We start from the raw sequence: 23,965 nt of genomic DNA, 5'->3' as shown, positions 1-23,965 counted from the left end.
GCCTCGCTCGGTGTGGGCTGCCACACTGCTCGGCATGCGCGTGCTGCTCTGCCCGGACAAGTTCGCCGGCACCCTGTCCGCACCGGAGGTGGCCGCCGCCGTCGCGGCCGGTTGGCGCACCGTCACCGACGGAGACGATCTGCTGATCCGGCCGCTCGCCGACGGCGGGCCGGGCTTCGTGGAGGTGCTCGCCGAGGCCCTCGGTGGTCGACGGGTGCCGGTGTCGACGGTCGACCCGCTGGGCCGGCCGGCGGCCGGTGAGATCCTGCTCACCGCCGACGGCTCGACCGCCTATCTGGAGAGCGCGCAGGCGTGCGGTCTGCACCTGCTCTCCGCGGCCGAACGCGACCCGAAGACCACCACCTCGTACGGGCTGGGTCTGTTGGTGGCCGCAGCGGTGGAGAGCGGTGCCCGCGCCGTGGTGATCGGGCTGGGTGGCTCCGGCACCAACGACGCCGGCGCCGGAATGCTCGCCGCGCTGGGCGTCACCCCCCTCGACCAGGGCGGCGCCGCGCTGCCGTACGGCGGGGCGGCGCTCGCCGCCGTCGACGCGCTGGACGGCGCGCCCCGGCTGCGTGGCGTCCGGCTGGTCGCGGCCACCGACGTGGACAACCCCCTGCTCGGCCTGCACGGCGCCAGCAACGTGTTCGGCCCGCAGAAGGGCGCCGACCGTGCCGACGTGTTACTGCTCGACGCGGCCCTGGAGCGTTTCGCGGCGGTGCTGGAAAAGGACCTGGCCGGCTGCCCGACGGGGCTCGGCGCGCTGCCCGGGGGCGGGGCGGCCGGCGGCATCGGCGCGGCGCTGCTCGCCCTGGGCGGCGACTGCGAGTCGGGGATCGGCCTGGTCACCCGGGCCACCCGCCTCGACGCCGCGCTGGACACCGCCGACCTGGTGATCACCGGTGAGGGGTCGTTCGACCACCAGTCGCTACGTGGCAAGGTCGTCGCCGGGGTGGCCAACGCCGCCCGCGACCGCGGAGTGCCCTGCGTGGTGGTGGCCGGGCAGGTGAGCACCGGCCGGCGGGAGGCCGCCTCAGCCGGGGTGACCGACGCGTACAGCCTGGTGGAGCACTTCGGCGGCGAGGAGGCCGGCGGGCTCGACGCGGCGCTGAGCCGACCCGCGGAGGGGCTGCGGGAACTGGGGGCCCGACTGGCCCGGCAGTGGAGCCGCTGAGCGTTCCGGCCGCCCGAGCGCCCGCCCCGACCGGGGTCGACCTGCGGCGGGGGTCACGCCACGCGGGTGGGCCCGGCCAAGGCAGCGTACGATCGGTTGAGGACCACAACCGGGAATCACTGGACGGCGCGCGACGTTGGCCAGTGCGTCCGGACCCAAACCGCGCAGGGAGACTTCCACGTGACCACGCCAGCGCAGACCGAGTCGACCGAGGCCAAGGCCCCTACTTCCGTCGTCCTCACCGACGTCGCGGCGCAGAAGGTCAAGGCCCTGATCGAGCAGGAGGGCCGCGACGACCTGCGGCTCCGCGTCGCCGTGCAGCCGGGCGGCTGCTCCGGCCTGCGGTACCAGCTCTTCTTCGACGAGCGTTCGCTCGACGGTGACGTCGTGACCGACTTCGGTGGTGTCGAGGTCGTCGTCGACCGGATGAGCGCCCCGTACCTTTCCGGCGCGACGATCGACTTCGCCGACCGGATCGACGCTCAGGGCTTCACCATCGACAACCCCAACGCGGGCAGCTCCTGCGCCTGCGGTGACTCGTTCAACTGAGTCACACCACACCTCAACGACGATGGGGCCGTTCTTCGGGACGGCCCCATCGCCGTACCGGTCGGCTGTCGCACCGGCCCGCGAGCGGGCCGTGGCGGGCTGGTTGCCGTTGTCCGACCGAGCGGTGACCATCGCGTTGCCGTCCCGGTAGGCTGACCGCGCCCTGCTCCCGACCCTGAGGGTTGACATGAAGATCGCCGTCACCGGCTCGATCGCCACCGATCACCTGATGAGCTTCCCCGGTCGCTTCGCCGACCAGCTCATCGCCGATCAACTGCACAAGGTGTCCCTCTCCTTCCTGGTGGACGACCTGGTGCTCCGCCGCGGCGGCGTGGCGGCGAACATCTCCTTCGGAATGGGTCAGCTCGGGCTGCGCCCGGTGCTGCTCGGCGCGGTCGGCGCCGACTTCGCCGACTACCGCTCCTGGCTGGAGCGCCACGGTGTGGACTGCGACTCGGTGCACATCAGCGAGGTGGCGCACACCGCCCGCTTCGTCTGCACCACCGACACCGACATGTGCCAGATCGCGTCGTTCTACGCCGGTGCGATGAGCGAGGCCCGCAACATCGAGCTGGCCCCCGTCGCCGACCGCCTCGGCGGTCTGGACCTGGTGCTGGTCGGCGCGAACGACCCCGAGGCGATGCTGCGCCACTCCGCCGAGTGCCGCACCCGCGGGTACGCCTTCGCCGCCGACCCGTCCCAGCAGCTCGCCCGGATGCCCGGCGAGGACGTGGTGGCGCTGATCGAAGGCGCCGAGTACCTGATGACCAACGACTACGAGAAGTCGCTGCTGCAGAGCAAGGCGCAGCTCAGCGACGACCAACTGCTGGACCTGGTCAAGGTACGGGTCACCACGCTGGGCAAGCACGGTGTGGAGATCGCCGGGCGCGGCATCGACCCGATCCACGTACCGATCGCGCGGGAGATCCGGGCGGTCGACCCGACCGGCGTCGGCGACGGCTTCCGGGCCGGCTTCTTCACCGCGCTCTCCTGGGGCCTGGGCCTGGAACGCGCCGCCCAGGTCGGCTCGCTGCTGGCCACGCTGGTCCTGGAGACCGTCGGCACCCAGGAGTACGACGTCCGCCGCGACCTGTTCGTCAAGCGCCTGGCCGAGTCCTACGGCGACACCGCAGCCGAAGAGGTCCGCCCCCACCTCCTCCCGGCCTAACCCAGCCCCCGCGCCCCAGGCCCCCAGGCCCCCGCGCCCCTCGCCCCGCGCCCCTCGCCCGCGCCCCTCGCCCCCGCGATCTTGCACTTTCTGTCGTCGGTTCGCGGCTTATGCGTACTTCTGTCCCCGCAGAAACTGCAAGATCGCGTGGGTGAGGTAGGGCGAGGGTCTAGGGGCGGAGCCTCAGGCTCTGCCGCCCCGCCTCAACCCGCCCCGCCCGCCTCTGCTCTCGTCGATCATGGAGTTGTGGTGGCCGAATAGTCGCCTTACGTGGCTTTCGTCCACCACCACAACTCCGTGATCGACGCGGGGGTGCGGGGGTGCGGGGGTGCGGGGGTTCGGGGGTGCGGGGGTGCGGGGGTGCGGGGCGCGGGCGTGCGGCCGTGCGGACGTTGCGAAAGCGCGGGGTGGGGTTACTTCGTTCGGCGGATGTCGTAGGCGGGGCCTTCGGGGGCGTCGACGGGGCCGAGGAACTCCTGGCCGCGCATCCGGCACCAGGCGGGGATGTCGACCGCCGCCGCCGGGTCGTCGGCCAGCACCCGGACCACGGTGCCGACCGGTACCTCGGGCATCCGTCGCGCCGCAGCGATCACCGGCAGCGGGCAGCGTTGCCCCCGGCAGTCGATCACCTCGTCGGGCGCTGTCACAGCCCCACCACCCCGGCCTCGGCGCGCAGCCCGGCGACGATCCCCGGCAGTTCGGCCAGGAACCGCTCGACGTCCGCCTCGGTCGTCTCCCGGTGCAGGCTGACCCGAACGTTGCCGTGCGAGAGCACTCCCATCGCCTCCAACACGTGCGACGGACGCAACGTGGACGAGGTGCAGGACGAGCCGGACGACACGGCGAAGCCCCGCCGGTCCAGGGCGTGCAGCAACGCCTCCCCGTCCACGTACAGGCAGGAGAAGGTGACCAGGTGCGGGAGCCGGAGCACCGGGTCGCCGACCACCTCCACGTCGGGCACCTCCGCCGCGACCCGCTCCCGGACCCGGTCCACCAGGGCGGCCAACCTGGTCGCCTCGGCCGCCGCGTCGGCCGCCGCCGCCCGCAGGCTCGCCGCCGCCGCCACGACCGCCGGCAAATTCACCACCCCGGGGGTACGTCCGCTCTCCCGCTCGTCGGCCGGCCAGGGTGACTCCCAGCGAGTGCCCTTGCGGACCGCCAGCACCCCCACGCCGGGTGGCCCACCCCACTTGTGGGCGCTCGCCGTGAGCACCGACCAGCCGGCCGGCAGAGGTACCCGGCCCACCGACTGCGCAGCGTCCACGTACAGCGGCACGCCCACGTCGGCACAGGCCGCCGCCGCCTCGGCGACCGGCTGCACCGTTCCCACCTCGTGACTGGCAGTGATCAACGCGGCCAGCGCGACCCCCGGGGCCTGAACGGCGGTCGACCACGCGGTCAGGTCCAGCCGGCCCGACCGGTCGACCGGCACCGCGGCGGCCGTCCCGCCGGCTCCGACGTGCCGTTCCGCCGCGTGCAGTACCGCCGAGTGCTCGATCGCCGAGTGCACCAGCGTCGACCCGACCCGGCGTCGCCCCGCCAGGCCGCCGAGCACCGCGCCGTGGGCCGCGGTCGTACCACTGGGGGTGAAGGAGACCTCATCGGCGCGGACGCCGAGCGTCACCGCGGTGGCCTCACGGGCGGCGTCGAGCAGTTGTCGGGCCCGCCGGGCCTGCGTATACAGCTTGCCCGGGTCGGCCCAGCCGTCGTCGAGCGCGGCCAGCAGAGCCTGCCGCGCGACCGGATGCATCGGCGCGGCGGTCGCCGCGTCCAGGTAGACCGGGGATGCGCTCACAGACCTGCCTTCGTTCGCGACTGCGGGGCTCGCAACCCCGGCTCGCTCCTCGCGCTCACAGACCAAGACGCTATCGCGGCGGTATGCCTAGGATCCCCCCGATGGGGGTCGGACAGTGACCCCACCACGGCCGAGTCCGTCATGGTCGAGTAATCTGCGACCGTCGGTGACGCCTTTGCCGCGGGTGCTGAGGAAAGACGCACCGCGGCGCGCTAGGGAGGCAGGACCAGGTGGTCGCAAGGAGTTCGGAGGTACGGCCGTCGGCCGTACGGCACAGCGCTTCCCCAGGGGTTGGTGGACGCCGGGGGCGTGGTGCTGGTCGCCTGGCCGGGCTCGGTCTCGGTGGCGTGGCGTTGCTGGTTCTGCTCACGGGCTGTGACGTCGGTCAGACGTTCCACGGCTTCGGCTGGCCGCAGGGCGGCATCTCGCCGGAGTCCAAGCGGATGTACGACCTGTGGATCGCCTCCTGCATCGCCGCGCTCGCGGTCGGCGTCTTCGTGTGGGGCCTGATCTTCTGGTGCGTCGTGCGCTACCGCAAGCGTGGCAACGCGCTGCCGGTGCAGACCCGCTACAACATGCCGATGGAGTTCCTCTACACCATCGCGCCGATCCTGATCGTCTCCGTGCTCTTCTACTACACGGCGATCGTGCAGACCGACGTCGACAAGTTGTCGAAGAACCCGGACGTCACGGTCGAGGTCGTCGCGTTCAAGTGGAACTGGCAGTTCAACTACCGGGACGGCCAGGGCACGGAAGCCCGCACCACCGCGTCGACGCTCGGCACCAGCGAGGTCATCCCGGTGCTGGTGCTGCCGACCAACCGGTCCATCCGGTTCGAGGAGACCAGCCGCGACGTCATCCACTCGTTCTGGGTGCCGGAGCTGCTCTTCAAGCGGGACGTCATGCCGGGCAAGATCCGCAACGTGTTCGAGGTTTCGAGCCTGGACGCCGAGGGCGCCTACGTCGGGCGTTGCGCCGAACTGTGCGGCAGCTACCACGCGTTCATGAACTTCGAGCTGCGGGTGGTCTCGCCGGAGAAGTACGACCAGTTCCTCGCGGCCAAGCAGAGCGGCAAGTCGACCCAGGATGCGCTGTCCGCGATCGGTGAAGAGCCGTACGCGACGACCACCAAGCCGTTCGACACGCGGCGCACGCAGGACAACTTCAACCCGGACGACGTTCCGGCCCGCACCGGAAGCTGAGGCAGCGGAATGAAGACCGAGTGGCGTATCTTCCTGATCATCGCCGGGTTCCTCTTCGGCGCCACCATCCTCTACGGTGCCTGGACGCACGGGGAGTCGGGCGGCGTCGAGTGGGTCGGCACCGTCGCCCTGCTGCTGTCGTTCCTGCTCTGCTCGATGTGCGGTGGCTTCTTCTGGTTCGTGTCCCGCCGCATCGACCTGCGCCCGGAGGACCGCCCGGACGCCGAGATCGCCGACGGCGCTGGTGAGGTCGGCTTCTTCAGCCCGGGCAGCTACTGGCCGTTCGGTCTGGCGCTGGCCGCCGCGATCGCCGCGCTCGGCATGGTGTTCTGGCAGTACTGGCTGATCGGTGCCGGCCTGGTGGCTGTCGTCTTCTCCGCCTGCGGGCTCCTGTTCGAGTACTACAGCGGCACCCGGCGTACCGCCGAGCACTGACGCACCCGGTCGCCGTCGCGACCGACCCGGCACGACGAAGGCCCGTTCCCCAGTGGGGGAGCGGGCCTTCGGTCATGCGCCACCCCGCCGGGGTGGGCCTGCGGTGCTTGTGGTCAGGCGGCGCGGCGGCGGACGGGCTGGCGGCGGGCGGCCAACCGGATGACCGGGACGGCGAACGCGCTGACCACCACGGCGGCGCCGCAGCCGGTGCAGATCAGCTCGGGACAGTCGGTGCCGTGGCCGTCGACGCAGGGCGGCGGCTCGAACGGCGCCACGCCCTCGCAGACGTCGCAGTAGAGATCGCGGTGCGACACCGGCGTCTCCTCTCACTTCAGGCGGGCCGCCCCCGGATGCGACAGAGACACACCGACGGCAGCAGAAAACTACTCAGCTGTAGTTTCCCAGACGGGTCCGACAAATCTCCGCGCACCGTCATCCGCTCGCCGGCATCCACGCGTGATCCACCCGACTTCGACGAGGTCGGGGCATGGGAGCGGCCCCGACACCGCAGATTCAAGAAATCCGAGTTGATCACGCCCCGGGCGCTACTGCGATCACGCCCCGGGCGCTACTGCGATCACGCCCCGGGCCCTACTGCGGACGGCGTTGCCGGGTCCGGTGGAGGTGCGGTCAGGCGGCGCCGTTGGCGGTGTCGATCCAGCGGTCCAGGGTCGCGGCGGCCGCGCCGGAGTCGATCGCCTCGGCCGCACGGGCCAGGCCGGCGCGCAGCGCCTCGGTCAGGTCGCCGTCCAGCGGGCCCTGGGTGGCCAGCGCCGCCGCCGAGTTGACCAGCACGGCGTCCCGGACCGGGCCCGTCTCGCCGGCCAGCAGGCGGCGGGCCACGCCCGCGTTGTACGCGGCGTCACCGCCGCGCAGGTCCGCCAGGGTGGACCGGGGTACCCCCAGGTCCGTCGCGTCCAGCACGACCTCGCGTACGGTGCCGCCCTGGGCCGCCCAGATCCGGGTGGGGGCGGCGGTGGTGAACTCGTCCAGCCCGTCCTCGCCGCGCATCACGATCGCCGAGTCGCCACGGGCGGCGAACACGCTGGCCATGACCGGGGCCATCCGCAGGTCGAAGCAGCCGACCGCGCCGGCGCGGGGTCGGGCGGGGTTGGTCAGCGGGCCGAGGAAGTTGAAGAAGGTGGGCACGCCCACCTCGCGGCGGACCGGGCCGGCGTGCCGCATCCCGGGGTGGAAGCGGGCCGCGAAGCAGAACCCGATGCCGGCCTCCTCGACACAGCGGGCAACCTGCTCCGGGCCGAGATCCAGCGGGATGCCGAGAAACTCCAGCAGGTCGGCGGTGCCGCACAGGGAGGAGGCGGCCCGGTTGCCGTGCTTCACGACCCGGACGCCCGTGCCGGCGACCACCAGCGCGGTCATCGTGGAGATGTTCACCGTGTGGGCGAGGTCACCGCCGGTGCCGACCACGTCGAGCGCGGTGCGGCGAAGCTCCTCGGGGAGCGCCACCGGGACCGCGCGACCGAGCATCGCCTCCACCAGGCCGGCCACCTCGGCGGGCGTCTCACCCTTGGCCCGCAGCGCCACGGCAAAGGCCGCGATCTGCGCCGCGCTCGCCGAGCCGGTCATGATCTCGTCCATCGCCCAGGCGGTGTCGGCGGTGGAGAGTTCGTCACCGCGCAGCAGCGCGTTGAGCAGGTGCGGCCAGGTCCGATCGCCCATGGCGGGCCTCCCGAGCATGCGAAGTGCGGGTGGGCTGGAACCGGCGCCGAGGAGATCCGGCGCCGTGGGGGTGCCGGAGGAGCGGGGGACGTCAGGCGGGTGCGTGCGTCCGCAGCAGCTCGGCCACCGTGCCGCCGGTGGTCACCGGGTCGAGCGGGTGCACCAGCGTCGCGTCGACCTCGGCGTACGCGGCGAGCCATCGGTCCGCGGCGCGGGCGATCACCAGGCAGGTCGGGGGAGCGTCGTCCCGGTCGTCCTTGATCTGCCGGGCGATGCCGATGCCGCCGCCCGGGCTCGCCTCACCGTCGAGCAGCAGCAGGTCGATCTCGTAGTCGTCGACCAGCCGGATGGTCTCCGCGTAGGTCGACGCCTCGACGAACTCGATCTGCAGACCGGGAGCGGGCCGGGGGCCGACGGCCATCCGCATCCGATCACGGACCTGCGGGTCGTCGCTGTAGAGCAACACGGTGCAAAGACGATCGGTCATGCCAGGACTCCGCTTCCACCTCGTAGCTGCCCGCAGATCGTACCGGTCGGCGTGACGTAGCCGACATCCCGCCCGACGTCGCGCGTCGGGCGTACCGTCCGGGCAGCTCAGGCCGGCGCGGCGTCGGCGGCGCGTTCGCGGGCCTCCTGGCGGTCCAGCTCGCGGTCCACCCGGCGGGCCTCCCGCTCGGACTGCTTGACCCACTGCACCACCAGCACCGCGAGCATGGTCACACTGACGAACTCGCCACCGGCCCAGAGGATGCCGCCGGCGACCACCTGGTCCTGCCAGGGGTCGACCCAACCGAGGTTGAGCGAGGGGTACCAGTCGCCGCCGAAGAGCGTGCTGCTCTGCATGATGGTGAGGCCGAGCACTGTGTGGAACGGCACGGAGAGCAGCATCAGCAGCGCGCGCGCCGGGTACGGCCAACGGCCGGGCAGCGGGTCGAGGCCGAGCAGCGGCCAGAAGAACACGCAGCCGGTCATGATGAAGTGCGCGTGCACCAGCTCGTGCGCCCAGGCGTGTTCGAGGGTGTAGCGGTACAGGTCACTGAAGTACAGCACGAACGGGTTGACCACGAAGATGGCGAACGCCACCAGCGGGAAGCTGTAGACCCGGGCGACCCGGCTGTGCACGATCGCGAGCAGGCGCTTGCGTGGCCCGACCGGCAGGGTGCGCAGGGCCAGCGTCATCGGCGCGCCCAGGGCCAGGAAGATCGGCGCCACCATGGACAGCACCATGTGCTGGATCATGTGCACGGACAGCAGCGCGGTGTCGTACGCGTGCAGCCCGCTGACCGTGACCAGCGCGATGCCGCCCAGGCCGGGGCCGAGGAAGAAGACGGTGCGGGCGACCGGCCATCGGTCGCCGCGCAGGCGCAGCCGGTACACCCCGTAGAGGTACAGGCCGGCGGCGAGCACCAGGCCGAGGGCCAGCCAGCTGTCCAGCCGGGTCTCGGTCAGCACCGCGCCGACGGTGAACGGCGGCGGGGCCGAGGTGGCGGCGAAGATCGGATCGACGTGCAGCACGCTTTTCAGGCTAGGCCAGGCGAACCGGACCCTGACGCTCGGGCCACGGAAGGCGCAGGTTTGCCACCCCGCTGATCGGCGGCCCCGGTCAGGGGCAATAATGACGGCGTGACTGCGGCCCCAGCCATTGACAAGAGCCGGATCCACTCTCTGACCCGACCAAACATGGTCAGCGTCGGGACGATCGTGTGGCTCTCCAGTGAACTCATGTTCTTCGCGGCGCTGTTCGCGATGTACTTCTCCATCCGCGCGGCTGCGCCGGAGCAGTGGGAGAAGCACACCGAGGCGCTGAACATCCCGTACGCGACCACCTTCACGGTGATCCTGGTGCTGTCCTCGGTGACGTGCCAGCTCGGCGTCTTCGCGGCGGAGAAGGGTGACGTGCACGCGCTGCGGCGCTGGTTCACCGTCACCTTCGTGATGGGCCTGATCTTCGTCCTCGGCCAGTTGAACGAGTACCGGCACCTGGTCGCCGACGGCGTCAAGATCAACGAAGACGGGTACGGGTCGGTGTTCTACCTGACCACCGGCTTCCACGGCCTGCACGTGACCGGTGGTCTGATCGCCTTCATCATCTTCATGGTCCGTACGACCATGGGCCGGTTCACTCCGGCGCAGGCGACCTCGGCGATCGTCGTGTCGTACTACTGGCACTTCGTCGACGTCGTGTGGATCGGGCTGTACGCCATGATCTACTGGCTCCAGTGATCTTGCGCGTCACATTCCGCGCTGCTGCTCCGTCCCCTGAGACAGGTCCAACCGGTTAAGGACACCGCTCATGACTTCTGACAACGACCGCCGACGCGGTCTGCTCGCGCGGTTGCGCGAGCGGCCCGCCGCGCGCAGCAGGGGCCGCCGCCGGCTGGGCGCCGCGGTCCGGCTGATCGCCGCGCTGATGCTCGCCGGTGGCGCGTACACCATCTTCGCCCCGGGCGCCCAGGCGCAGGACAACCCGCAGCTGACCGGCGCCGCAGCCGAGGGCAAGGCGCTGTTCGACGTGAGCTGCGTGACCTGCCACGGCCGTAACGCCCAGGGCGTCGAGGGCCGCGGGCCGAGCCTGATCGGCGTCGGCGCGGCATCGGTCGAGTTCCAGGTCAGCTCCGGGCGGATGCCGCTGGCCCGCCAGGAGGCCCAGGCGCACCGCAAGCCCCCGGTCTTCACCGACGAGCAGACCCGTCAGCTGGCCCAGTACGTCCAGGAGCTTGGCGGCGGCCCGGTCGTGCCCGAGGGCGACGACCTCCGCGAGGACGGCAACATCGCCGCCGGCGGTGAGCTGTTCCGGATCAACTGCTCGCAGTGCCACGCCTTCGGTGGCGGCGGTGGTGCGCTCTCCTCGGGCAAGTTCGCCCCGAGCCTGCACCCCGCGACCGACCGTCAGATCTACGCGGCGATGCTGAGTGGCCCGCAGAACATGCCGGTGTTCGGCGACAACCAGCTCCGGCCGGAGCAGAAGGCCGACATCATCGCCTACATCCAGGAGACGCTGAAGCACGACCAGGACCCGGGTGGGTTCAACCTCGGACGGTACGGCCCGTCCACCGAGGGCCTGGCGATCTTCCTGGTCGGCATCGTCGCGCTCGTCTTCGCCAGCCTGTGGATCGCGGGTAAGTCGTGATCGAGCAGGCCATCCGATTCAGTGCTGTGGTGCCGCTCGGCGCCACCCGTAGCGAGGTGACGGCATGAGCACCCACCCCGAGCACCAGGCCGCACAGGGCCCGGAGCCGCTCGACGTGAACGACCCCAGACTCACCCGGTTCGACATCGTTCGCGAGGGCGCACGGCGGGACGACATCGAGATCGTCCACTACGAGCCGCAGGTGCTGCCGGGCACCAAGGCGGAGCGTCGGCTGACCCGGGTGGTTGCCGGCTTCTTCCTGATCACCGGCCTTGCCGCGACCGCCTTCCTGGCCATCTACATCTGGTGGCCGTGGCAGTACGAGGCGGGCCGGGGCGGCGACAAGTTCTACACCCCGCTGCTCGGCTTCACCCTCGGCGTGGCGCTGCTCGCCGTCGGCTTCGGCATCCTGACCTGGGGCAAGAAGTTGCTGCCCAAGGAGGTCTCGATCCAGGACCGGCACGAAGGTCAGGTCGACTCCGAAGGCCGCACCATCACCGGCCAGACCATGCTCTACATGGCGGACGAGCTGGGCGTGAAGCGTCGCCCCCTGCTCGGCATCTCGCTGCTGGCCGGCCTCGCGCCGGTCGCCGCGGTCGCCGCGGCGCCGCTGGTCGGGGGCCTGATCTCGCAGCCGCACAAGAACAACCAGATGTTCACCACCGGGTTCGCCACGCCCGAGGGCGGCCAGCGGATCCGCCTGGTCCGCGAGGACGGCCGGCCGATCCGCCCGGCGGACATCAGCACCGGTGGGCAGCTGACCGTCTTCCCCGGCATCGACCACGGCGTGAGCAACAAGCACGCCGACTCGCCGACGCTGCTGATCCACCTCCGCGACTCGGACGCGCAGGAGTCGCGCCGGGCCAACGAGAAGGTTGGTCACGGCGACTACATGTGGGGCAACTACGCGGCGTTCTCCAAGATCTGCACGCACGCGGGATGCCCGGCCAGCCTGTACGAGCAGCAGACCAACCGGCTGCTCTGCCCGTGCCACCAGTCCCAGTTCCTGATCACCGACAACGCCCGGCCAGTCTTCGGCCCCGCCAGCCGGCGGCTGCCGCAGCTGCCGATCGAGGTAGACTCCGAGGGCTTCTTCGTGGCGAAGTCCGACTTCACCGAGACCGTCGGGCCTGATTTCTGGGAGCGGCCATGAAGCGTCGAAAGTTTGACCTTGCGGCGACGCCGGGCAAGGCCGCGGTGGGAGTGGACGACCGCTTCGCGGTGGCCACCCCGCTGCGCAAGCTGCTGAACAAGGTCTTCCCGGACCACTGGTCCTTCCTGCTCGGCGAGATCGCGCTGTTCTCGTTCGTCGTGCTGCTGCTGACCGGTGTGTTCCTCACCTTCTTCTTCGAGCCGGCGATGACCGAGGTGGTCTACAACGGCAGCTACGCGCCGTTGCAGGGCACCCCGATGTCCGCCGCGTACGCCTCCAGCCTGGACATCTCGTTCGATGTCCGGGGCGGTCTGGTGATGCGGCAGATGCACCACTGGTCGGCGCTGCTGTTCATGGCCGCGATCGTCGTGCACATGCTGCGGGTCTTCTTCACCGGTGCCTTCCGCAAGCCGCGCGAGACCAACTGGATCATCGGTTCGCTGCTGTTCTGGGTGGGCTTCCTGGCCGGCTTCAGCGGCTACTCGCTGCCGGACGACGGCCTGTCCGGCACGGGTCTGCGGATCGCCTCGGCGATCATGCTGTCCATCCCGGTCGTCGGCTCCTGGGTCACCTCGTCGATCTTCGGAGGCGAGTTCCCGGGCACGATCATCATCAGCCGGTTCTTCATCGCCCACGTGCTGCTCATCCCGGGTCTGCTGGTCGCGCTGATCAGCGTCCACCTGGGTCTGGTCTTCAAGCAGAAGCACACGCAGTGGCCCGGCCCCGGCCGGACCAACAACAACGTGGTCGGCGAGCGGATGTTCCCGCGGTACGCGCTGAAGCAGGGCGGCTTCTTCATGGTCGTCTTCGGCGTCATCGCGCTGATGGGCGGTCTGTTCCAGATCAACCCGATCTGGTTGTTCGGGCCGTACGAGGCGTGGGTGGTCTCGGCCGCCAGCCAGCCCGACTGGTACGTCATGTTCCTCGACGGGTCGACCCGACTCATGCCGGCCTGGGAGATCAACATCCCGCTCGGCGACGGGTACGTCATCCCGCCGCTGTTCTGGCCGACCGTCGTGCTGCCCGGCATCCTGGTGGGCCTCTCCACGATGTACCCGTTCCTGGAAGCCCGGCACCTCAAGGACCGCAAGAGCCACAACCTGCTCCAGCGGCCCCGGGACGCTCCGGCCCGGACCGCCGTCGGCGCGATGGCCGTCTCGTTCTACATCGTGCTGACGCTCTCCGGCGCCAACGACGTGATCGCCGACAAGTTCCAGATCAGCTTGAACGCGATGACCTGGGCGGGCCGTATCGGCCTGCTGGTGGTCCCGCCGCTGGCGTACTACGTCACCTACCGGCTCTGCCTGGGTCTGCAGCAGCACGACCGGGAGGTGCTTGCGCACGGCGTCGAGACCGGCATCATCCGGCGCCTGCCGGACGGCCGGTTCGTCGAGGTGCACCAGCCGCTCAGCGCGTCCAACGGGCACGCGGACGGTCACGGCGAACTGGACTACGTCGGCTGGGTCGTGCCCAAGAAGATGAACCGGCTGGGGGCCCTCGGCCCGGCCATCCGGGGCTTCTTCTACCCGATCGAGAAGCCGGTCGAGGCACCGGTCTCGCCGGGGCACCCCCCGGTCGAGGCCCGACCGGAGCGCGAGGAGATCGGCAGCGGCGAGAGCCGCCGCTGACCGCCCGGTCACACCGTTTGTGGGGCGCCCGCCGGATTCCGGCGGGCGCCCCGACGTATCCACCCCTCCGGACCCATCCGGCCAGGAGTCGGACGGCCCTGACGGGACCGGTCGACGCCGCGCGACGGGCGATCGCAGGAATAACCCCGGTGAGCCGGGTATGCGTGCGGTCCAACGTCTCAAGGGGGGGAAGCATGTTGGGTATCAAACGCCTCGGCCTGTTGGCCGCGCTGGTACTTGTCGGCGTCGCGCCGGCCGCGGCCGCGCAGGCCGCGGCACAGCCGTCGACGCAGGACACCCAGTACCTGCAGGCGGTACACCAGGTCAACCTGTTCGAGATCACCGCTGGTGACCTGGCTCAGCAGAAGGGTCAGGACCAGGGGGTCAAGGACCTGGGCGCGATGCTGAAGACCGACCACACCCAGCTGGACCAGACGGTGCAGCAGACCGCGTCGCAGCTCGGGGTGGAACTGCCGAACGAGCCCAGCGCCGATCAGCAGGCGATCATCGACAAGCTGAACAACGCCAGCGGCGCGGAGTTCGACCGGCTCTGGGTGACCAGTGAGCTGGCCGGCCACGTCCAGGCCATCCAGGCCACCCAGACGGAGATCTCGCAGGGCTCCGAGCCGTCGGTGGTCCAGTTGGCGCAGACGGCGCTTCCGACGCTGCAGACGCACTACGACGAGTTGGTGGCGCTCGCCAACAAGCTCGGCATCCCGGTCCCGCAGACCAGCGCCAGCGGCACGCCCAGCCCGGGCGGCACCGGCACCGAGTCGCCGGCTCCGGGTGGCACTGTCACCGAGTCGCCGGCTCCGGGTGGCACCGGCACCGAGTCGCCGGCTCCGGGCGGTGGCAGCACCGAGGTACCGGCTCCCAGCGAGAGCTGACGTAGCCGAGAGCAGACGGCCGGCCCACCCTCACGGTGGGCCGGCCGCCCTCTGCGCGCCACGCGCCGCCGTGCGGCCGGCACCGGCCGCGAAACGGCGAGCGGATCAGTCGGCGCTGGCCAGACCGATCGCGAACGCCTCCTCCAGGTCGTGCTGGGAGTACGCCCGGAAGGCGATGTGGGACTCGGTGTTGAGCACTCCCGGAACCTTGGAGATGCTGCCCGCGATGACCTGGGCGATCTGGTCGAACTCGCGGACCCGGACGATGGCGATGAGGTCGACGTGCCCGGCCACCGAGTAGACCTCGCTGACACCGGGAAGGTTGGCCAGATTCTCCGCCACCTCGGGGATCGCATCGGTGGCGCAGTCGATCAGCACGATCGCGGTGATCACGGGGCATTTCTCCGTTCGTCGGCGTCGTCGCCCATGCTAGATGTTCCGGTCCGGGACCGGAGGCGGGAGCACGTTCCGGTCCGGAACCGGAGGCGGGAGCACGTTCCGGTCCGGAACCGGAGGCGGGTGCCTTCTCTGCTCAGCCCTGGGCGGGGCAGGGCACGGTCAGGTCGCTGCCGGCCCGGATCGCGTTCCGCAGCCGCTCGCCGGCCCGCACGGTCGCGCCCGGCCACACCACGGTGCGGGACACGTCACCGTCCACCCGCGCCGCTGCGCCGACGACCGACTCCACGCAGTGGCCGGTCACCGTCGCGGACTCCTCGACGAGAACACCGCCGGCCGCGGCGTGCAGGTTGGCCGCCAGATAGTCGGCCGGGGTGCCGGTGTCGAAGAAGGTGCCCGGGTAGGGCACCACGGTCAGCGCGCCCGCGGCCTCGGCCGGACGCCACACGGCGCGAACCAGGTCCGAGAAGACGACCGGCAGGTCCCGGACCAGCCGCCAGGGCAGCAGCGAGAAGCCGGTGAAGCAGTGCCCGGCGAAGGTGCCCGGCGCGGCCGGATCCGCGGCGGGCTGGCCGAGCAGGCGTACGGTGTGCCCGTCCCAGCCGTCGAGCAGGGCGGCCACGTCCGGGCCCGGGGGAGCAGACGGGTCGGCGAGGTACGCGTCGGCGTTGCCGACCAGCACCGGCCGCCCGTCGATCCAGTCCCGCAGGTTGGCCACCCCGCCGGCGGTGCCCAGCGGTTCACCCGGCTCCACCGACAGGTGGGCGCGGTCGCCGACGTGCGCCACCACCTGCTCGCCGAGGTAGCAGGCGTTCACCGCGACCCGGTCGGGACCGGTCAAACCCAGGCCGGCCAGCCGCGCCAACGCCCGATCCAGCAGGGGCACGTTGCCCACCGGGCAGAGCGCCTTGGGCAGCCGTTCGGTGAGCGGGCGCAGACGCGTGCCCTCGCCGGCGGCCAGCACCACCGCGCACAGCTCGGCCGGAACACCGACCGCGCCGGTCACGGGGTCTCGTCGGGCACCGGCGGCGGGAACTGCCCGGCCAGCGGCCCGATGTCGTAGTAGGCGAGCAGCCGGGCCGTCGGCCAGGTCAGCTTGGGCAGGTCGTCCAGGGGCTGCCAGGCGGCCTCGATGACCTCCCCGCCGTCGACGGCCAGCCCGGTGCTGGATGCCGGCACCTCGGTCTCGAAGACCACGTCCACCCAGCCCTTGGCGTGCACGATCGCGTTCGGCACCGCCGGGCGCAGCCGGGACGGCGGAAGCCGGACGCCGGACTCCTCGAACAGCTCACGGGCCGCGCCCACCACCGGGGCCTCACCCCGGTTGAGCAGGCCGGCGGGGAGTGACCAGCCCTTGCCGGGAGGCTGGCGCAGCATGAGCAACCGACCCGCGCCCGTCGCCTCGGAGTCCCGGACCAGGGTCACCGCGCCGACGATGTACTTGGGCACCGCCAACCGGACCAGGCGCCGACGCACCGGCAGCGGCATCCGGTAGAAGGCCTGGTAGAAGAGGGCCCGAGCGGAGGCGCGGGAGCGGGGGATCATGACTCCAGGCTAGTGGTCACGAATGTCCTTCGTACGCGCTGGGGCCGGCCGGGTCACTGTCGATGGTCGACCAGGTCGATGAGCTGGCGGACCACGGTGTCCGGTTCGATGACCCGGTCGAAGACCGCGACCAACAGGGTTTCCAGGTCGGGGTAGCCCAACTCCTCGGAGAGGCGCAGTAACGGCAGGTCACTGGCGAGGCCCCGGTTGTGCTGGCGCAGGGCGAGCCCGATGGTGGCCCGACCGAGGCGCACCTTGTCGCTGATCGTGATGCCCGGCTCGGTGTGCTCGGCGAACCACCTGTTGATCTGCATCTGCGCGTGCGGCGACTTGACGAAGGTCAGCCACTCCCGCCGGGGGCCGCGCGGCGCCACACCGGCCTCGAAGCCGTTGTCGCCGTCGTTCTCGGTGAAGATCTCCACCACGTCGCCCTCGTCCAGCTCCGAACTGAGCGGGGCCAGCCGACCGTTGATGCGGGCGGCGAGGCAGTGGTCGCCCCGGTCGTTGCCCAGCTCGTACGCGAGGTCGACAGGCGTGGCACCGGCCGGCAGCACGACCTGCCGCCCGTCGGCGAAGACCTGGATCTGCCCCTCGGCCAGGTCGCAGCGCAGCGACTCGTAGAACTGTGCCGGGTCGGCGGCGTCCGGCTCCCAGTCGAGCACCCGGCGCAGCCAGTCCAGCTGGTCGGCACGGGCCGCGGCGGTGCCGCTGCCGGAACTGGGGAAACGGAAGTCGGCGGCGATGCCGTACTCGGCCGAGCGGTGCATCTCCTCGGTGCGGATCAGCACCTCCACGGTGCGGTCCTGTGGGCCGCAGACGCTGGTGTGCAGCGAGCGGTAGAGGTTGTTCTTCGGCGAGGCGATGAAGTCCTTGAAACGGCCGGGCACCGGTCGCCAGGTGCCGTGGATCGCGCCCAGCGCGGCGTAACAGTCGGTGGCCGGGCCGTCGACCACCACCACGATGCGGGGCAGGTCGTACGGGGCGGTGTGGCCGCCGGCGATGGTGTCCTTCCAGATCGAGTAGAGGTGCCGGGGGCGGGGGGTCACCTCGGCGTCGACCCGGCTGCGGCGCAGCGCCACCCGGGCCCGGGTGACCACCGAGTCGAGATACGTCTCCCAACCCGGCCGATCGTGCACGTGCCGGGCCAGCCGGGCGTGCTCGTCGGGCTCGAGGTGCAGCAGCACCACGTCGTCCAGCTCGCGTTTGAGGGTCTGGATGCCCAGCCGGTCACAGAGCGGGACCAGCACCTCCTGGGTCTTGCGGGCGATCCGTTCCCGCGACGACGCGGAGCGCACCCCGAGCGTGCGCATGTTGTGCAGCCGGTCGGCCAGCTTGATGATCAGCACCCGGACGTCCTTGGCGGCCGCGACGATCATCTTGCGGACCGTCTCCGCCTCGGCGGCCTTGCCGTAGAACGCCTTGTCGAACTTGGTCACCCCGTCGACCAGGTGGGCCACCTCACCGCCGAAGTCCTCGGAGAGCGCCTGGAGGGTGTAGCGGGTGTCCTCCACGGTGTCGTGCAGCAGCGCCGCGACCAGGGTGGTGGTGTCCATTCCCAGCTCGGCGCAGATCTGCGCCACCGCGAGGGGGTGGGTGATGTACGGTTCCCCGCTCTTGCGGAACTGCCCGCGGTGCATGTTCTCCGCGATCGTGTAGGCACGGCGCAGCACCGCGGGGTCGGTGCCGGCATGGATGCCCCGGTGGGTGCGGACCAGTTGGGTGACCGGGTCCGAGTCGGTGGTCGGCCAACTGAGCAGCGACCGCAGCCGGCGGGCGAGCGGCAGCTCACCCGGCTGTGTCGGCAGGGCGCCCCCCAGGGCGGCGCCGTGTCCGGCGTCGACGTCCACGAGGGACACCTCCTCACCCCGGCCCCACACCGCCGGATCCCGGCGGGGGAGCAGGCCCACGAATCGGGCAGGACTGCACTTCTCTAACAGCCTAAGCGAGTCGACGTAGTCCGATCGGTCAGTTGGTCATGAGCGTTCGGTCGAGAGTTGGTGGGACGCGCCGCCCTCGGCCTTCGCCAGCAGGTCACGGAACCGGGCCGCGCCACTCGCCGGAGAGGACCAACCGGAGGACATCTCGACGAGTCGGGTCTCCGGTCGCTCCAACCAGGACAGGATGCGCTCGGACTCCTCGGCGGTCGCCGCCGGCACCGGACCGTGCCCGCCGGACACCGTCTCGGCGGTGGCCCGGATCGTGGTCAACGTGGGACGAGGGTGCACGCCCGGCGGGGACACCCCCGCACCGGCCAGTCGGCCGTGCCGGACCAACGCCAACTCCCAGCCGCCCCGGGCGGCGGGCCGGGCCGCGGCCAGTTCGACGATCCCGGTGAGCGCGGCCAGCCGCTGCATCCGCACCGTGGCCCGCAGCACGGCGGCCAGCCGGGACCGCACCACGGCGGCCTCCTCGTAGCGCTGGTCGGCCGAGAGCACGTCGATCCGCGCGAGCAGCGCGTCCACCACCGGCTGAGGGTCGCTGGCCGTCGCGGTGCGGAAGGGCGCGGCGGCGCTGTCGTCGTACTCCTCGGGGGTGATTTTGTGTTCGCAGGGTGCCGGGCAGCGACCCAGCTCGGCCAGCGCGCAGGCCGGCGTGACGGTGCGCAGCGAGAGCCGGTGCGTGCACTGGCGCAGTGGCACCGCGTCGTGGAAACCGGCGGCGGCCAGCTCGGCGGCCCGCCGGGAGGTGAACGGCCCGAGGTACGCGGTGTCGGTGGGGGAGAGGTCACGGACGATCGACAACCGAGGGTACGGACCGTCGGTCAGCTTGAGCCAGACCATCCGTTCCGGGTATTTGGACCGGCGGTTGTACGGCGGGGCGTGCGCGGCGATCAGGCGCAGCTCACGGACCTCCGCCTCCAACGAGTGGGCGCACTCCACCGCCTCGACGCGTTCGGCCGCGCCCAGCATCTCGGAGATCCGGGCGCGTTTCTCGCCGGCGGTGAAGTAGCTGCGCACCCGGGTGGCGATGTCGACCGAGGTGCCCACGTAGAGCGGCCGGTCGTCGGCGGCCCGGAAGATGTAGACCCCCGGGACCTTGGGCAACCCCTCGGCCAGGTGCCGCTTGCGGCGCTGGGTCGGGGTGACCGCGCGGGCGAACTCGATGGCGTCGCCGACCGTGTCCACCCGGTGCCCGCCGAGCCGGCCGATCAGCCCGTGCAGCACGTCGACGGTGGCCTTCGCGTCGTCCAACGCCCGGTGGGTGGGCTGGGTGGCGGTGCGGAAGTAGGCGGCCAGGGTGCCCAGCTTGCGGTTGGGCACCTCGTCGCGGGTCAGCACCCGGCGGGCGAGCGCCGCCGTGTCCAGGACCCGGGGGTTGGGCCACCGGTAGCCGTGTCTGGCACAGGCGGCTTTCAGGAAGCCCACGTCGTACGGCGCGTTGTGGGCCACCAGCACCGCGTCGTCGATGAACTCCAGGAAGCTCGGCAGCACCTGCTCGATCGGTGGCGCCGGCACCAGCATGGCCTGGGTGATGCCGGTCAGCACCGTGATGAAGGGCGGAATCGGCTGGCCCGGGTTGACCAGGGTCGCCAGCACCCCCAGCTGTTCGCCACCGCGCACCTTGACCGCGCCGATCTCGGTGATGCCGCCGCCGTCCGGCGCGCCGCCGGTGGTCTCCAGGTCGACCACCACGAAGGTCGTCGCGTAGAGCGGCAGCGCCGGGTCCACCCCGCCCACCGCCGGGTCGAGACCGGCCAGTGACTCCTGGACGTACTCCGCCTGTGCCATCGGCGGCACGCTAGCGCCCCGGTCCGACACTCCCGTCGCAGCCGTCCCATCCGTCACCATGGGGCTAGGATGAGAGATCGGCTCACTCACCGGGCGGTGGGCCCGGTCGCGGTGGGAGACTTGCCACATGCCCCTCACCGAGCCGTACGACGACCACCTCCCGCAGGAGGACCAGGTCGCGCTCGACGGTGCTGTGGGCAACCCGGACGACAACGTAGTCAGCGACACATCGGACGCATCGGACCCGACAACGGGCGACGGCCCCGCCGCCGAGCCGGAGCCGACACTGCCCGAGCCGGTCCGGCAGCGGATCGTGACGCTGACCGCCGCGGTGCTCCCCACCCTCCCCACCGACGAGGTCCCGGTGCCGCTGCGCCGGGTGGCCAAGTTCGCCCCCAACCGACGCGCCCGGCTCGGCGCACCCGTCATCGCCGCCCAGCTCACCGCCGACCCGCTGTTCCGGCAGCGGGTCACCGCGCGGGTCCTGGCCGACGCCGGTGACCTCGGTGCGGCGGTGGTCGACGGCACCGCTCCGGCCGCCGCCGACCCGGTCGAGGTGGCCGCGCTGGCCTACCTGGCCCGGCCCCGTGGTTGGCGGGAGCTGATCGACGCCAGCGGCGCGGCCGTGCGCGCCGAGGCGGACAGCGCCGTCGTCGCCGAGCTGGTCCGCGAGGCCGAGCAGCGGGCCACCCGGGCCGAGCACGACCGCGCGGTCGCCCGGGTCGAGGCCGAGAAGCTCCGCGACGAGTTGGCCCGCGTCCGCGAGGAGCTGGGTCAGCTCCGCGAGGAGTCCCGACAGGTGGCCCGCACCCTGCGCGAGACCCAGGCCCGCGAGCGCAAGGCCACCGAGCTGTTGGCCACCGAGCGCGGCCGGGCGGCCCGCGCCAGCGCCGACGTGGACGCCGAACTCCGCCGCGCCCGGTCCCGGCTGGCCGAGGCCGAGGCCGCCGCCGGGGTGGCCCGCGCCAGCGCCAAGGAGGCGCGCTCGGTCGACGACGCCCGGCTCTGGCTGCTCCTGGAGACCATCGGCCAGGCCGCCGTCGGGCTGCGCCGGGAGCTGGCGCTCGACCCGGTGGACAAACTCCCGGCCGACTTCGTCGCCGACGCGTTCGCCGAGCAGCCGGGCACCGCGCCGGCCGGCCCCGCCGCCCGCGCGCGCGACACCGACGACCCGGCCCGGCTCGACCAGTTGCTCGCCCTGCCCCGGGCGCACCTCGTGGTGGACGGCTACAACGTCACCAAGCGAGGCTTCGGCGAGATGTCCCTGGAACAGCAGCGCAAACGCCTGATCACCGGGTTGGGCGGGATCGCCGCACAGACCGGCGACGAGGTCACGGTGGTCTTCGACGGCGCCGAACGGATGCACGGGCTGCCGCCCGCGCCGCGCGGCGTCCGGGTGCTCTTCTCCCGCAAGGGTGAGACCGCCGACGAGCTGATCCGGCGACTGGTCCGCGCCGAGCCGGCGGGCCGGCCGGTGGTCGTCGTCTCGTCGGATCGCGAGGTCGCCGACGGGGTACGCCGGCACGGCGCGTACCCGCTGGGCGCGGACTCGCTGCTGCGGCGGCTCGCCCGCTCCTGAGGGGACACGTCCCGCTGCCGTACCGCCGCGTGACCGCCTCGGCTGTCGCACCCGGGCGCTAGCATCGCCGCGACCGCCGAGGGACGGGAGTCGTGATGGCTCGGAACGAGGTCAAGGTCTTCGTCGACGAGGATCTGCGGGGTGCGCGTTTCGACAGGTCGACGCTCGCCGGCGCGGTGATGCGCGGCGTCGACGTGAGTGGCCTGGACATCGACGCGCCGTGGTTGGCCGAGACCGCGCTGCTGGTCAACGGAGTCGACGTGGTGCCGCTCGTCGAGGCTGAGCTGGACCGGCGGTTTCCCGGCCGCGATCTGAGGCGGGCCAGCGAACCCGCCGGTCTCAGGGCGGGATGGGCGGCGGCCGAGCGGGCCTGGGCGGCGGCGGTCGACCGGGTCCTCGCCATGCCCGTGGGCGCGGTCGACGTCTCGATCCACGGCGAGTGGTCGTTCGCGCAGACGCTGCGTCACCTCGTGTTCGCCGCCGACGCCTGGCTGGGCAAGGCGATCCTGCGCCTGCCGCAGCCGTTCCACCCGCTCGGTCAGTCCCATGTGGAGTACGAGACCGACGGCTTCGACATGTCGGTCTTCGCCACGGAGCAGCCGACCTTCGAGGCGGTCCTGCGGGCGCGGGCCGAGCGGCAGGCGATGGTGCGCGATTTCCTCACGACCCTCACGCCGGATCTGCTGGCCGAGTCTCGGCCGAGCGTGTGGTGGCCCGAGAAGGTCGTGTCCGTCCGGCACTGCCTCCACGTGATCCTCAACGAGGAGTGGCAGCACCTGCGTTTCGCCCTGCGTGACCTCGACGTGCAGCGCTGACCCCCCGTCCCCGACGGCTGCTCGGCCGGCCCGGCGCTTGAACCGCAGCCAGCTCAGGTGGCCGGTAGTCGCCGGGTCAGCTCGCGACGCAGGGCGTCGGTGCCCGGCTCCATCCAGGTGAGCCGGACGACCAGCTCGTAGGGGCCACGTCCGGGGGTCGACCACTGCCCGGCTCGCAGGGGCGGGCGAGTCTGCTGCGGGTCGCGGGTGACGACCACCAGTCGCGGATCCAGGCGTCCCCGCACCTGGGCGCTGGCCACGTTGACCCAGTCGATGCTGAGTGTGGTCCCCTTCGGTCCGCTCAGGTGCAGCGTTTCGTCGGTCAACCGCAGCGGCAGGCGAGGCTGATGGCGAAGCTGCCAGTTGGTGGTCAGCCCGACGACGGCACCGATCATGCCGAAGCGCAGCAGCACCTTCCACCACGCCTCGTCGAACACCAGGGTGTAGAAGGTGAGGAGAGCCGCGCCGGCCAGCACGGCGAGAACCATGGCGACGCGAACCCGGCGCGGGGAGTGCCGGAATTCCACGACTGACGACGCATCGAGATCGGCCACGCTCGCCCAGTGCCCGAGTGGTCGGTCGGTCAAACGATTCTCTCCGTGGCTCGGCCGGCACGAGGTCGTCGGTGTCGTTGGTCGAGGCTCCCGGTCGGGTGGGATACCCCGATATCGCTGATCTGGAGTGGATCTAGCCCTGAAACAGGCGGTCGGATCGGGTTGCTGTCGTACCCGGTGGTTAGTGTCGATGTCACCGACGGTGCCCGGTCGACGACAGCAGGAGTCGCCCGTGCGCCGCGAGCCGATCAGGAGGCGTGATGCTCATCGACTGCGACGGGTGCGCGAAGCGGGCCGACGGCTGTTCCGGCTGCCCGCTGACCGCCCTGTTCGACGAGACGTCCCCGGCGGCCGGGTTGGTCGCCGCCGAGGTCGAGGCCATCGAGGTGCTCGCCCGGGCCGGCTTCGACGTGGAGGTGCTGGCCGCCCCCGCGCGCCCGGAGGCCGCTCCCCGCCATCCCACCCGCCGGGTCGCCTGAGCGTTCCACCGCGCCCGGAAGCAGGCTTCTCGCGGGCCATAGGATGAGCGGTCACGGCGGGAGGAGCG

The 23,965-nt window shown here is 71.7% G+C and carries 25 protein-coding genes; 13 read left to right on the top strand and 12 right to left on the bottom strand.

Annotated features, from left to right (window positions below):
- The first annotated feature begins 34 nt into the window (after positions 1–34).
- The 3 genes from AB0877_RS13525 to AB0877_RS13515 all read left to right on the top strand — a co-directional run bounded on the left by AB0877_RS13525 (position 35) and on the right by AB0877_RS13515 (position 2,891).
- Positions 35–1,174, top strand: a complete 1,140-nt coding sequence (locus AB0877_RS13525) for a glycerate kinase (protein ID WP_366609037.1) — start codon at positions 35–37, stop codon at positions 1,172–1,174.
- Between the two features lie 180 nt (positions 1,175–1,354).
- Complete coding sequence (gene erpA / locus AB0877_RS13520; protein WP_091407494.1) at positions 1,355–1,723, top strand: iron-sulfur cluster insertion protein ErpA; 369 nt, start codon at positions 1,355–1,357, stop codon at positions 1,721–1,723.
- Positions 1,724–1,910: 187 nt separating this feature from the next.
- Positions 1,911–2,891 (top strand): carbohydrate kinase family protein, encoded by a 981-nt coding sequence (locus AB0877_RS13515; RefSeq protein ID WP_124820724.1) that lies wholly within the window; start codon positions 1,911–1,913, stop codon positions 2,889–2,891.
- A 413-nt stretch (positions 2,892–3,304) separates the two neighbouring features.
- Here the strand turns inward: AB0877_RS13515 and AB0877_RS13510 are convergent, their stop codons facing one another.
- Both AB0877_RS13510 and AB0877_RS13505 read right to left on the bottom strand, forming a co-directional pair.
- Positions 3,305–3,538, bottom strand: coding sequence for a sulfurtransferase TusA family protein (locus AB0877_RS13510; RefSeq protein WP_366608846.1), 234 nt, complete (start codon positions 3,536–3,538; stop codon positions 3,305–3,307).
- Positions 3,535–4,686, bottom strand: coding sequence for an aminotransferase class V-fold PLP-dependent enzyme (locus AB0877_RS13505; RefSeq protein ID WP_366608845.1), 1,152 nt, complete (start codon positions 4,684–4,686; stop codon positions 3,535–3,537). Before AB0877_RS13505 ends, AB0877_RS13510 begins: the two co-directional genes overlap by 4 nt.
- Positions 4,687–4,916: 230 nt before the next feature.
- On the opposite strand from AB0877_RS13505, the gene coxB reads away from it, so the two are divergent.
- Both coxB and AB0877_RS13495 read left to right on the top strand, forming a co-directional pair.
- Positions 4,917–5,888 (top strand): cytochrome c oxidase subunit II, encoded by a 972-nt coding sequence (coxB, locus tag AB0877_RS13500; protein ID WP_366608844.1) that lies wholly within the window; start codon positions 4,917–4,919, stop codon positions 5,886–5,888.
- A gap of 9 nt (positions 5,889–5,897) precedes the next feature.
- Positions 5,898–6,323: a cytochrome c oxidase subunit 4 gene (locus tag AB0877_RS13495; protein ID WP_366608843.1), complete on the top strand. Its 426-nt coding sequence runs from the start codon at positions 5,898–5,900 to the stop codon at positions 6,321–6,323.
- A gap of 113 nt (positions 6,324–6,436) precedes the next feature.
- Here AB0877_RS13495 and AB0877_RS13490 read toward each other — a convergent pair whose 3' ends face one another.
- The 4 genes from AB0877_RS13490 to AB0877_RS13475 form a co-directional block, all read right to left on the bottom strand.
- The gene (locus tag AB0877_RS13490; protein ID WP_366608842.1) at positions 6,437–6,637 is read right to left on the bottom strand and encodes a hypothetical protein; all 201 of its coding nucleotides are present in this window, start codon (positions 6,635–6,637) and stop codon (positions 6,437–6,439) included.
- Between the two features lie 316 nt (positions 6,638–6,953).
- The gene (gene trpD, locus AB0877_RS13485; protein ID WP_366608841.1) at positions 6,954–8,003 is read right to left on the bottom strand and encodes an anthranilate phosphoribosyltransferase; all 1,050 of its coding nucleotides are present in this window, start codon (positions 8,001–8,003) and stop codon (positions 6,954–6,956) included.
- A 91-nt stretch (positions 8,004–8,094) separates the two neighbouring features.
- Positions 8,095–8,490 (bottom strand): hypothetical protein, encoded by a 396-nt coding sequence (locus AB0877_RS13480; protein ID WP_366608840.1) that lies wholly within the window; start codon positions 8,488–8,490, stop codon positions 8,095–8,097.
- Between the two features lie 107 nt (positions 8,491–8,597).
- Positions 8,598–9,527 (bottom strand): cytochrome c oxidase assembly protein, encoded by a 930-nt coding sequence (locus AB0877_RS13475; protein ID WP_328655243.1) that lies wholly within the window; start codon positions 9,525–9,527, stop codon positions 8,598–8,600.
- A 99-nt stretch (positions 9,528–9,626) separates the two neighbouring features.
- On the opposite strand from AB0877_RS13475, the gene AB0877_RS13470 reads away from it, so the two are divergent.
- The 5 genes from AB0877_RS13470 (at position 9,627) to AB0877_RS13450 (ending at position 14,801) form a co-directional block, all read left to right on the top strand.
- Positions 9,627–10,226 (top strand): heme-copper oxidase subunit III, encoded by a 600-nt coding sequence (locus AB0877_RS13470; RefSeq protein WP_238642380.1) that lies wholly within the window; start codon positions 9,627–9,629, stop codon positions 10,224–10,226.
- 70 nt (positions 10,227–10,296) lie between these two features.
- The gene (locus AB0877_RS13465) at positions 10,297–11,133 is read left to right on the top strand and encodes a cytochrome c (protein ID WP_366608839.1); all 837 of its coding nucleotides are present in this window, start codon (positions 10,297–10,299) and stop codon (positions 11,131–11,133) included.
- Between the two features lie 64 nt (positions 11,134–11,197).
- Entirely contained in the window at positions 11,198–12,286 is a 1,089-nt protein-coding gene (locus tag AB0877_RS13460) for a Rieske 2Fe-2S domain-containing protein (protein ID WP_366608838.1), read from the top strand.
- The gene (locus tag AB0877_RS13455) at positions 12,283–13,914 is read left to right on the top strand and encodes a cytochrome b N-terminal domain-containing protein (RefSeq protein ID WP_366608837.1); all 1,632 of its coding nucleotides are present in this window, start codon (positions 12,283–12,285) and stop codon (positions 13,912–13,914) included. Before AB0877_RS13460 ends, AB0877_RS13455 begins: the two co-directional genes overlap by 4 nt.
- 194 nt (positions 13,915–14,108) lie before the next feature.
- The gene (locus AB0877_RS13450) at positions 14,109–14,801 is read left to right on the top strand and encodes a DUF4142 domain-containing protein (RefSeq protein ID WP_366608836.1); all 693 of its coding nucleotides are present in this window, start codon (positions 14,109–14,111) and stop codon (positions 14,799–14,801) included.
- A 105-nt stretch (positions 14,802–14,906) separates the two neighbouring features.
- Here the strand turns inward: AB0877_RS13450 and AB0877_RS13445 are convergent, their stop codons facing one another.
- The 5 genes from AB0877_RS13445 to AB0877_RS13425 form a co-directional block, all read right to left on the bottom strand.
- A complete protein-coding gene (locus tag AB0877_RS13445; RefSeq protein ID WP_074313163.1) occupies positions 14,907–15,194 on the bottom strand; it encodes an Lrp/AsnC ligand binding domain-containing protein in 288 nt (95 codons plus the stop codon).
- Between the two features lie 139 nt (positions 15,195–15,333).
- Positions 15,334–16,203, bottom strand: a complete 870-nt coding sequence (locus AB0877_RS13440) for a sugar phosphate nucleotidyltransferase (RefSeq protein ID WP_366608835.1) — start codon at positions 16,201–16,203, stop codon at positions 15,334–15,336.
- Positions 16,200–16,742 carry an NUDIX domain-containing protein gene (locus AB0877_RS13435; protein ID WP_366608834.1) on the bottom strand — a complete coding sequence of 181 codons (543 nt, stop codon included), beginning with the start codon at positions 16,740–16,742 and terminating at the stop codon, positions 16,200–16,202. The genes AB0877_RS13440 and AB0877_RS13435 overlap by 4 nt, the downstream gene beginning before the upstream one ends.
- Positions 16,743–16,795: 53 nt before the next feature.
- Entirely contained in the window at positions 16,796–18,589 is a 1,794-nt protein-coding gene (locus tag AB0877_RS13430; protein ID WP_366608833.1) for an HD domain-containing protein, read from the bottom strand.
- Positions 18,590–18,715: 126 nt separating this feature from the next.
- Entirely contained in the window at positions 18,716–20,470 is a 1,755-nt protein-coding gene (locus tag AB0877_RS13425; protein WP_366608832.1) for a DEDD exonuclease domain-containing protein, read from the bottom strand.
- A 127-nt stretch (positions 20,471–20,597) separates the two neighbouring features.
- Between AB0877_RS13425 and AB0877_RS13420 the strand changes: the two genes are divergently transcribed.
- Entirely contained in the window at positions 20,598–22,049 is a 1,452-nt protein-coding gene (locus tag AB0877_RS13420; protein WP_366608831.1) for an NYN domain-containing protein, read from the top strand.
- 95 nt (positions 22,050–22,144) lie between these two features.
- Positions 22,145–22,864 (top strand): DinB family protein, encoded by a 720-nt coding sequence (locus AB0877_RS13415; RefSeq protein WP_366608830.1) that lies wholly within the window; start codon positions 22,145–22,147, stop codon positions 22,862–22,864.
- Positions 22,865–22,917: 53 nt separating this feature from the next.
- On the opposite strand, the gene AB0877_RS13410 is transcribed toward AB0877_RS13415, so the two are convergent.
- Complete coding sequence (locus AB0877_RS13410) at positions 22,918–23,451, bottom strand: hypothetical protein (protein ID WP_366608829.1); 534 nt, start codon at positions 23,449–23,451, stop codon at positions 22,918–22,920.
- A 227-nt stretch (positions 23,452–23,678) separates the two neighbouring features.
- Here AB0877_RS13410 and AB0877_RS13405 point away from each other — a divergent pair, with 227 nt between their 5' ends.
- Positions 23,679–23,897, top strand: a complete 219-nt coding sequence (locus AB0877_RS13405) for a hypothetical protein (RefSeq protein WP_366608828.1) — start codon at positions 23,679–23,681, stop codon at positions 23,895–23,897.
- Positions 23,898–23,965: the final 68 nt, after the last annotated feature.

The organism is Micromonospora sp. NPDC047644, from assembly GCF_040704315.1.
Classification (GTDB): domain Bacteria; phylum Actinomycetota; class Actinomycetes; order Mycobacteriales; family Micromonosporaceae; genus Micromonospora.
The sequence above is the reverse complement of the archived record's forward strand: the minus strand, read 5'-3'. Positions and strand labels throughout refer to the sequence as shown.

Bases quoted from the DNA above. Each gene is read 5' to 3' on its own strand.
- AB0877_RS13425 (WP_366608832.1), bottom strand. From the start codon at position 20,470: ATGGCACAGGCGGAGTACGTCCAGGAGTCACTGGCCGGTCTCGACCCG.
- AB0877_RS13435 (WP_366608834.1), bottom strand. From the start codon at position 16,742: ATGATCCCCCGCTCCCGCGCCTCCGCTCGGGCCCTCTTCTACCAGGCC.
- AB0877_RS13460 (WP_366608838.1), top strand. From the start codon at position 11,198: ATGAGCACCCACCCCGAGCACCAGGCCGCACAGGGCCCGGAGCCGCTC.
- AB0877_RS13415 (WP_366608830.1), top strand. From the start codon at position 22,145: ATGGCTCGGAACGAGGTCAAGGTCTTCGTCGACGAGGATCTGCGGGGT.
- AB0877_RS13495 (WP_366608843.1), top strand. From the start codon at position 5,898: ATGAAGACCGAGTGGCGTATCTTCCTGATCATCGCCGGGTTCCTCTTC.
- AB0877_RS13455 (WP_366608837.1), top strand. From the start codon at position 12,283: ATGAAGCGTCGAAAGTTTGACCTTGCGGCGACGCCGGGCAAGGCCGCG.
- AB0877_RS13405 (WP_366608828.1), top strand. From the start codon at position 23,679: ATGCTCATCGACTGCGACGGGTGCGCGAAGCGGGCCGACGGCTGTTCC.
- AB0877_RS13480 (WP_366608840.1), bottom strand. From the start codon at position 8,490: ATGACCGATCGTCTTTGCACCGTGTTGCTCTACAGCGACGACCCGCAG.
- AB0877_RS13515 (WP_124820724.1), top strand. From the start codon at position 1,911: ATGAAGATCGCCGTCACCGGCTCGATCGCCACCGATCACCTGATGAGC.
- AB0877_RS13525 (WP_366609037.1), top strand. From the start codon at position 35: ATGCGCGTGCTGCTCTGCCCGGACAAGTTCGCCGGCACCCTGTCCGCA.
- AB0877_RS13420 (WP_366608831.1), top strand. From the start codon at position 20,598: ATGCCCCTCACCGAGCCGTACGACGACCACCTCCCGCAGGAGGACCAG.
- AB0877_RS13450 (WP_366608836.1), top strand. From the start codon at position 14,109: ATGTTGGGTATCAAACGCCTCGGCCTGTTGGCCGCGCTGGTACTTGTC.
- trpD (WP_366608841.1), bottom strand. From the start codon at position 8,003: ATGGGCGATCGGACCTGGCCGCACCTGCTCAACGCGCTGCTGCGCGGT.
- AB0877_RS13465 (WP_366608839.1), top strand. From the start codon at position 10,297: ATGACTTCTGACAACGACCGCCGACGCGGTCTGCTCGCGCGGTTGCGC.